Annotated in this window: 9 protein-coding genes; 5 read left to right on the plus strand and 4 right to left on the minus strand. The window is 68.3% G+C overall.

Annotation, left to right across the window (positions count from 1 at the left end; all coding sequences use genetic code 11):
- Positions 1-170, minus strand: a 170-nt coding sequence (locus VIM26_RS22320) for an NAD(P)-binding domain-containing protein (RefSeq protein ID WP_331955404.1), incomplete at its 3' end; no start/stop codon positions are given.
- Positions 171-342: 172 nt separating this feature from the next.
- Here VIM26_RS22320 and VIM26_RS22325 point away from each other — a divergent pair.
- On the plus strand, positions 343-570 hold the full coding sequence (locus tag VIM26_RS22325) for a flavodoxin domain-containing protein (RefSeq protein ID WP_331955389.1): 228 nt from the start codon (positions 343-345) through the stop codon (positions 568-570).
- On the opposite strand, the gene VIM26_RS22330 is transcribed toward VIM26_RS22325, so the two are convergent.
- The 3 genes from VIM26_RS22330 to VIM26_RS22340 form a co-directional block, all read right to left on the minus strand.
- Positions 558-1,439 (minus strand): hypothetical protein, encoded by an 882-nt coding sequence (locus VIM26_RS22330; protein WP_331955391.1) that lies wholly within the window; start codon positions 1,437-1,439, stop codon positions 558-560. The genes VIM26_RS22325 and VIM26_RS22330 overlap by 13 nt on opposite strands.
- A 207-nt stretch (positions 1,440-1,646) precedes the next feature.
- Positions 1,647-2,360: a hypothetical protein gene (locus VIM26_RS22335; protein WP_331955393.1), complete on the minus strand. Its 714-nt coding sequence runs from the start codon at positions 2,358-2,360 to the stop codon at positions 1,647-1,649.
- Between the two features lie 259 nt (positions 2,361-2,619).
- Positions 2,620-3,768 (minus strand): N(5)-(carboxyethyl)ornithine synthase, encoded by a 1,149-nt coding sequence (locus VIM26_RS22340; protein ID WP_331955395.1) that lies wholly within the window; start codon positions 3,766-3,768, stop codon positions 2,620-2,622.
- Positions 3,769-4,100: 332 nt separating this feature from the next.
- Here VIM26_RS22340 and VIM26_RS22345 point away from each other — a divergent pair, with 332 nt between their 5' ends.
- The 4 genes from VIM26_RS22345 to VIM26_RS22360 are packed head-to-tail and all read left to right on the plus strand — an operon-like array spanning position 4,101 to position 8,284.
- Positions 4,101-5,111: a LacI family DNA-binding transcriptional regulator gene (locus VIM26_RS22345; protein WP_331955397.1), complete on the plus strand. Its 1,011-nt coding sequence runs from the start codon at positions 4,101-4,103 to the stop codon at positions 5,109-5,111.
- Between the two features lie 56 nt (positions 5,112-5,167).
- Complete coding sequence (locus VIM26_RS22350) at positions 5,168-6,457, plus strand: extracellular solute-binding protein (protein WP_331955399.1); 1,290 nt, start codon at positions 5,168-5,170, stop codon at positions 6,455-6,457.
- 11 nt (positions 6,458-6,468) lie between these two features.
- A complete protein-coding gene (locus VIM26_RS22355; protein WP_331955400.1) occupies positions 6,469-7,431 on the plus strand; it encodes a sugar ABC transporter permease in 963 nt (320 codons plus the stop codon).
- A gap of 1 nt (position 7,432) precedes the next feature.
- Positions 7,433-8,284, plus strand: a complete 852-nt coding sequence (locus VIM26_RS22360; protein WP_331955402.1) for a carbohydrate ABC transporter permease — start codon at positions 7,433-7,435, stop codon at positions 8,282-8,284.
- The last annotated feature ends 14 nt before the right edge of the window (positions 8,285-8,298 follow it).

Here is an 8,298-nt window from a genome sequence, read left to right on the forward strand (position 1 = left end):
TGCTCGGCGAGCCATTCGGAGAAGGGCGGATTGCCCATTCTGTCGGGGGTGTCGCGCGCCAGCGTCGAGGCGCGGTCACGAGTACCGATCGTCACCTCGTGGCCGAGGCCGGCGAGCCGGGCCGCCAACGTTCGCCCGACGGACCCGGTGCCAAGGATGGCGATCTTCATGACTTCCTCCTGCTGGTCCGCGGTCCCGGTGCGCTGTCCCGGCCAGGATGGCACCGCGAGGCGCGGCGTGCGCGGGGAATGTCCCCCCGGGCGGGCCCTTGGTCCCTTCCGAGGCCGGACCCGGCGAGGCAAATCTGGAGTTGACGCCTCACATTCACGAAAGGTCACGACGATGCGTGCTCTGGTGGTCTACGAGTCGATGTTCGGCAACACCCGCGACATTGCCCAAGCAGTTGCCGACGGCATGTCCGCGGAGGTGGAGGTGGAGGTCGTCGAGGTCGGCGCGGCTCCGGAACACCTCGACGCTGAGGTGGGGTTGCTCGTGGTCGGCGGCCAGCACGTCGTCGGGCAGCTGGTGCCGCTCACCGCGGACCAGTTCGGCGCGGGTCACTCGCGCTGACCCCGCCGGCTGCCGTCGTGCGCCTGATCGCCCTGGCTGGAGGTGTCGGCGCTGGAGGTGTCTGCCGTGGTGGGCGCCGGCTCGGCGGCGTTGCGCAGGGCCTGGTCGCGCTGCTCGGCGTGGTGCGCCCGCTTGGCCGCCGCCCGGGCCTGCGAGGTCATCGGCAGCTCGGTCGCGCGGTCGAGGACCTGCTGCCGGTTGCGTTGCGCGAGGGAGTACGCGGGGGTGTCTTCCGTGAGCTCGCCCCGGGTCGGCAGCTTGCCGGCGAGATAGCCGGCGTGGCTGATGCCGAGCAGGGTGAGGAAGGTCGGGTTGAAGCCCGGAAGGCTCGTGACGTCGGCCGGTCCGGTGATCGGCGTCCCGGGGCCCGCGCCGGCCAGCGCGTGCACGGCGAGGATCACGTACGCGACCACGAGGAAGGCGGTGAAGAGGAAGTTCTGCATCTTGGCGATGTCGACCGACTTGTCGGCCTGGGGGCCCTCCTCGATCAGCAGCGCCTGCGCGACGCGGGCCTCACCCCGCTTGGAGGCGGCCACGAACGCCGTCCGCGACCTGTTCTTCTGCACCTTGATCCCGGTCGCGATCGCGGTCGAACCGATCGAGATGCCGAGCAGGCCCAAGACCTCGCTCGGGATCGAGAAGGCGAGCGGGTCGATGCCCCGGACGGTGGCCCGCGCGGCGAAGATGCCGGCGATCAGCGAGATGACGACCAGGGTCCACAGGGACAGCTGAATCCGGGTCAGGCTGTACCGGCCACGCTCGTCGATCAGCAACCCGAGCGGCCCGAGGTTCGTCGCGCGTCCCAACCACGCGTACAGGGCAAGGATGAGCACCGCGCACGCGGGCCAGGCGATCCACAACGCTGTCATGACGGTTCGTCTCCGCATCCGCAAGATGGCCCGGACCTTCCGGCCACCGAGGACAGCGACCGACGAGTCGTGTCCGTCGCGGAACGAGCGTGAACCCTGGGGCGTTATCGCCGCGTTACGAGCGCGTAGCGGAGTCGGAGTCGCGTGCGCCTGCGACCGCGCCCCTGCTCGGGGCTGGCGTGGGACGGCTCGGGGTTGGCGCGGCAGTCAGTTCTGCCAAGGGATGACTCCGCCGAGGTCCGCCTGCTGCGCCGGCCACGCCAGGCACGCGGCCCAGGCGCGGATCGTCTCCGCACTCAGCGGCGGGCTGGCGATTCCGACATGGAACGCGTCGTCGAGGGCCTCGGGGGTGGTTGCGCCGTCGTCGCGGTCGGGCACGCGCTCGAGCTCACGCAGCAGGGCAAGCCGGTAGCCGAGTCGCAGTTGGTCTGCGACCACCGGGCGCGTCACCCGGATGACCTCACGTTCACGTCCGGCTCCGCGGCGCGGGCGGCTGATCTCGGCCGGCTCCTCGGTCTTGGCCACTGACGTCACGACCAGGGCGGCGTGCGTGATCTCGCGTCGCAGGGCGTCGCGGGTACCAGCGGGAATGAGGATCGCGCTCGCTGCCACTCCCGGCACGAGGTGGGCGACCATCATCGCGCCGCGCACATGCTCCCGGGCGAAGGCTTCGACCAGCGGTGCGGGCGCGCGGCCCGGCGATCCGTAGATGTGGACCAGGCGCAGGTCACGTTCCCGGCTCAGGCACGCCCCGAGCGCGACATCGACGACCTCGGCGTCGACCGGGCCGCCGTCGAGCAGGGCCACGACCGGCTCCTTCTGGCGACCGAGGAGGGTCGACCCGCCGGGTGCGGCGGGCTCGCGGGCTTCTGCATTCCGATCGCCGGGTCGTCGGCGCTCGGAGGTCACGAGACCGGTCATTTGGTCAGTTAACTACGCCCGCGTTTCCCGGACAATAGGCTCCGGCAGGTCAATTGCGGACGTGGGTCGCTCGAGTGCGGGCCGAACACCTGCTCGACGTCAAGAGTTCGTCTGCGGCGACCCTGCCCGCACCACGTCGCAGTCCCCGATCCGGGCCTCCGGGGTGCCTCCCGGTGACTCCGGGCCTCCCCCGTGACCTCCTACGCGGCGCTGATCGTGCCCGCCGACTTCGTGATGGCGACCGGGATGCTGCGTCGCCTCAGACGGCGATGCGAGCGTGCGGATAGCCCGCCGACCGGTGCTGGAAGGACAGGATCTGCGGGTTCTGGACCATCCCGTCGCGGATCTCGATCGCCCGCCTGATGGTCTCGTCGGTCTCCCAGGACGCCGGGCCGGACAGGACCGTTCGCAGGTGGGGCAGCAGCGCCTCGCTGATCTCCCAGGTCGCCGAGTCCCACAGGTAGGACGGGCTGTGGTCCACGCCGTAGTAGTGGACGTTGCTCCCGACCTGGAACGTCGGCTCCGCGAACGACGTCGCTCGCGCCCAGCTGAAGCCCATCTTCTCGTCGCACGACACGTCCACGATCACGCTGCCCGGTGCGATCGCGGCGAGATCCCCTTCGGTGAGGAAGGTGATCGGCGCGTCCGGGTTCTGCAGGACGCAGTTGACGATGATGTCGTGGCCGGCGAGGAAGCCCGCGAGCGGCACCCGGCCGGCCTCGGTGAGAGCGGTGTTGCGCGACGAGTCGAGGGAGTCGGTCTCGAAGTGCACCATCCGGGCGGAGTGAATGGGTGAGCCGACCGCCGTCACGCCCCGGTGGGTGAGCACGTCGACGTCGTGCACGCCGTGCGCGTTCAGGGCGGTGACCGCGCCGCGCGCGGTCGCGCCGAAGCCGATCACCGCGGCGCGCAGCCGGCGGCCGTAGTCGCCGGTCGCCCCGACGATCGACAGTGCGTGCAGCACCGAGCAGTAGCCGGCGAGCTCGTTGTTCTTGTGGAACACGTGCAGGGCGAACCAGCCGTCGCGGGTCCAGTGGTTCATCGCCTCGAACGCGATGAGTGTCAGACGGCGGTCGATGGCCAGCTGGGTGATCCTCGCGTCCTGGACGCAGTGCGGCCAGCCCCACAGCACCTGACCCTCGCGCAGCTCGGCGACGTCGCTGGCGAGCGGCTTGGCCAGCAGGATCACGTCGGTCTGGGCGATCAGCTCCGCGTGCGAGCGGAACCCGGCGACCAGCGGCGCGAGCTGCTCGTCCGGGATGCCGAAGCTCTCCCCGTACCCGGTCTCGAGGTACAGGCGCGCCCGCAGGTCCGCGTCGATCCGCTCGACGTGCTGGGGGTGGATCGGTAGCCGGCGCTCGTCCTGCTTACGTGAGTGAGCGATGACTCCGAGGCTGAGCTGATCCACAAGTGCACCTTTGGTCGAGGCCGCGAGCACCAGCGTCCGTGCTGGGCAGCTCGGCGGCCCCGCGGCGTAGCGAGGGACGTCGGCGCCAGGGGTGGCCCGACGCCCTTTCGGACTGTACTGCCTGGCTGACCTGCGCGTACGGGACTTTGGGGCTGCGATCTGTGACGCTCACACCTAAACCGGTTTGACAGATGACTTTCAAAGGCGTTCACTAACGTCAGCGAAATCGGCTCGACGAAGCTGTCGGCCCCCACCTGTACGCAAAGGAGCGAGCGATGCCGGAAGATAGCGGGCTCGATTCGCGCGCGCCCTCACGTCCGACGATCAATGACGTGGCAACCCTTGCGGGAACCTCCAAGGCCACCGTCTCGTTCGTTGTCAACGGACGCAAGAATGTCGCACCGGAAACCCGCGCCCGGGTGCTCGCGGCGGCCGGCGAGCTGGGCTGGACCCCGAGTCACCGGGCCCGCTCCTTGTCGACGTCGCGGGCTTATGCGCTCGGTCTGGTCTTTGCCCGGCCGCCCGCGACGCTCGGCTCGGACCCGTTCTTCGCCCGCTTCATCGCCGGTATGGAGTCCACCCTCGCCGAGCACGACCAGGCGCTGCTGCTGCGCTTCGTGGCCGACGAGCGGGCCGAGGAGGACGCGTACCGCAAGCTGGCCGACCAGGGTCGGGTGGACGGCGTCGTGCTGACGGACCTGCGCCACGACGACTCCCGGATCGACCTCCTCGCGAGCATCGGGATGCCGGCCGTGACCCTCAACGCGGTGGACCGTCCCTCGCCGTTCCCCGCCGTCAGCCTCGACAACGAGACCGGGATGGACGAGGCCGTCAAGTACCTCGTCGGGCTCGGGCACGAGCGCATCGGCTACGTGGGCGGTCCCGAGATCTACCTGCACAGCACCAACCGCCGGCTGACCTGGCAGGCCGCGCTCGCGACCCACCAGGTTCCGCCGGGCCGCTTCCTCGAGACCGACTTCTCGGCCTCCGGAGGCGCCCGTGCGACGAGCGAACTCCTTGCCCTTCGAGGGCATGAGCGCCCGACGGCGATCATCTACGCGAACGACTCGATGGCGATCGCCGGCGTAGTCGCCGCTCGCCAGGCGGGACTGCGCGTCCCGCAGGACATCTCCTTCATCGGGTTCGAGGACTCTGAGCTGTCCGCCCACATCAACCCTCCGCTGACCACGGTCAGCTCGGACTCGTTCCTCTGGGGCCGCACCGCGGCCGCGGTACTGCTTCGGTTCCTGCAAACAGGCGACGGTGGTACCGAACAGACGTTGCCGCCGGCCCACCTCGTCATCCGTAGCTCGGCGACAGCCAGTCCCGGAGGTGACGGCTGAGTCGACAGCAGTGCCCGGTACCCCCCTTCACACTTGATGAACCAAGAAGGTGCGCAATGAAGCGACCACTCATCCTCCTCACCGCCGCGCTCGCGACCGCGAGCCTGCTCGCCGGCTGCGGCGGCGGCACGCCGTCGGGCACCAAGAACGACGCGACGACCGCCAAGGGCCCGATCAAGATCTGGTACTCCAACAACCCCGACGAGGTCAAGTGGGGCGAGGCCACCATCGCTGCCTGGAACAAGGACCACACCGACCAGAAGGTGACCGGGCAGCAGATTCCCGCGGGAAAGACCTCCGAAGAGGTCATCGGTGCCGCGATCACCGCGGGCAACACCCCGTGCCTGATCTACAACACGGCACCGGTCGCCGTCCCGGGGTTCCAGAAGCAGGGCGGCCTGGTCGACCTGTCGACGTTCAAGGACGGGGACAAGTACATCGAGGCCCGCACGGGTGACGGAGCCAAGCAGTACAAGTCGACCGACGGCGACTTCTACCAGATGCCCTGGAAGTCGAACCCGGTGATGTTCTTCTACAACAAAGCCATCCTGAAGAAGGCCGGCATCGACCCGGAGAACCCGCCGCTCTCGACCTACAAGGAATTCCTCGACACCTCGCGCAAGATCGTCGCGTCCAAGGCGTCGAAGTATGCGATCTACCCGTCGCCCGAATCGCAGTTCTTCCAGTCGTGGTTCGACTTCTACCCGCTGTACGCGGCGGAGTCGAAGGGCGCGCTCCTGCTCGATAAGGGCAAGTCGACGTTCACCGACACGGCCGGCACGACGGTCGCCGACTTCTGGCGGACCGTCTACTCCGAGAAGCTCGCCGGTAACGAGCCCTACACCGGGGACGCGTTCGCGGACGGCGTCACGGCGATCACCAGCGCCGGCCCGTGGGCGATCAAGTCCTACAAGGACATCGACTGGGGCGTCGCCCCGGTTCCCACCTCCAAGGGCACGGACCCGAAGGACACCTACACGTTCGCCGACTCGAAGAACGTCGGCATGTACAGCTCCTGCAAGAGCCAGGGCACCGCGTGGGACTTCCTGAAGTTCTCGACCAGCAAGGCGCAGGACGGCGCACTGCTCGAGACCACCGGCCAGATGCCGTTGCGCGCCGACCTGCCGACCGCCTTCCCGGCGTACTTCTCGAAGAACCCGGCCTACACGGGCTTCGCCGACCAGGCCAACCGGACCGTGGACGTGCCCAACGTGTCGAACGCCGTCGAGGTGTGGCAGACGTTCCGTGACGCGTGGACGAAGTCGGTCATCTTCGGCAAGGAAGACGTCAGCTCCTCGTTGAAGACCGCCGCAGGCAAGATCGACGAGCTCGCGGCGAAGAAGTAGGCGAAGTCCATATGCCTGCTCAGACCTCGCTCCGCCGGGCGCCGGGATCGCGGCCAACTGCCGCGACCCGGGCGCGCGGCGGGCGGCGCCGCTCGGCGATGGAGCGCGCGCTCGGCCGGCACCCCATCGGGATGCTGCTGGCCGCGCCCTACGCGGTGTTCGTCGCCGCCGTATTCGTCTACCCGCTCGGGCTCGGCGTGTGGATGTCGTTCCACGACTTCTACTTCACCGCGCCCGGCGTGGACGTCCCCAAGCCGTTCGTCGGCCTCGACAACTACGTGACCGTGCTCTCGGACCCGGATGTCCGGGCCTCCTTCGGGCACGTCGGGGAGTTCCTCCTCATCAACGTGCCGCTGACCGTCGTGGTCTCGTTGCTTCTCGCCACGGCGCTGAACAGCGTGCTGCACGCGCGCATCTTCCTGCGGGTCTCCTACTACGTGCCGTACGTCGCAGCGAGCGTCGCGATGATCACCGTGTGGATGTTCATGTTCAACTCCACCGGCATCGTCAACCAGATCCTGGGGCCGTTGGCACCGGATCCGTCCTGGCTCGTCAGCGACTTCTGGGCCATGCCCTCGATCGCGCTCTACGTCACCTGGAAGCAGCTCGGGTTCTTCATCCTGCTGTTCCTCGCCGCGCTCCAGAACGTCCCGAAGGAGCTCAACGAGGCGGCCTCGATGGACGGCGCGACCAAGTGGCAGGCGTTCCGGGCGGTCACGATCCCGGCGGTGCGACCGGCGACGACCCTGGTGGTCCTGCTCGCCATCATCACCGGCGCGAACCTCTTCACCGAGCCGTACCTGCTCACCGGTGGCGGCGGGCCGGACGGTGCGTCCACCACGCCGGTCTTCCTGCTCTACCAGCAGGGCATCCAGCAGGGAAATCCGGACATCGCCTCCGCGATCGGTGTCCTGCTGGTGATCGGCGTGCTCATCATCACCTACATCAGCCGCAAGATCACGGAGAGGGAATGACATGACCGACAACCAGCGCAGGCCGCTGTGGCGCCGGATCATGCCGATGATCCTGCTGTTCCTCGGCGCAATCGTCTTTCTCTTCCCGTTCTACTATATGATCGTCGGCGCCCTCCAGACGAAGCGCGACCCGACGTTATTGGGCGCCTTCCCGTGGCCGTCCAACTTCACGTTCAACAACTTCATCGACATCAACGAAGCGATCAACCTGGGCCGTGCCCTGACGAATTCCGGGATCTTCACCGGCGCCGTCGTGGTGTGCACGCTGTTCTTCGGGATCATGGCCGGGTATGCCCTGGCGACCTTGGAGTTCCGCGGCCGGGGGCTGCTGTTCGCGGTCGTCCTGCTGCTCCAGACAGTGCCGTTCCAGCTCCTGATGGTCCCGCTGTACGTGCTGCTGGTCCGCGGTTTCGGGTTGGGCGACACCTACGTGGGCATGATCCTGCCGTTCGCGATCAACTCGGTCGCGGTGCTGATCTTCCGGCAGTTCTTCCTGCAGGTCCCGCGCGAGCTCTTCGACGCCGCCCGGATCGACGGCGCCGGGGAGTTCCGCATTCTGCGCTCGATCGCTGTGCCGCTGGTGCGACCGGCCATCCTCACGGCCGCGCTCGTCACGTTCATCGGGCCGTGGAACGAATTCCTGTGGCCGTTCCTGATCACCAAGGAGGCGAGCCTGCAGCCGCTCGCCGTGGCGATCGCCAACTTCACCTCGACGGGTGCCGGCTACCACACCAACGCGATCGGTTCCATCCTGGCCGGATCGACCGTGCTGGCCGTGCCCGCGGTCGTGCTGTTCATCGTCTTCCAGCGTCATTTCACGGCAACTGATGCCTCCACCGGCACGAAGGGCTAATCCATTGAGCACCG

The organism is Pengzhenrongella sp. (assembly GCF_036565025.1).
In the GTDB taxonomy this organism is placed as follows: Bacteria; Actinomycetota; Actinomycetes; order Actinomycetales; family Cellulomonadaceae; genus Pengzhenrongella.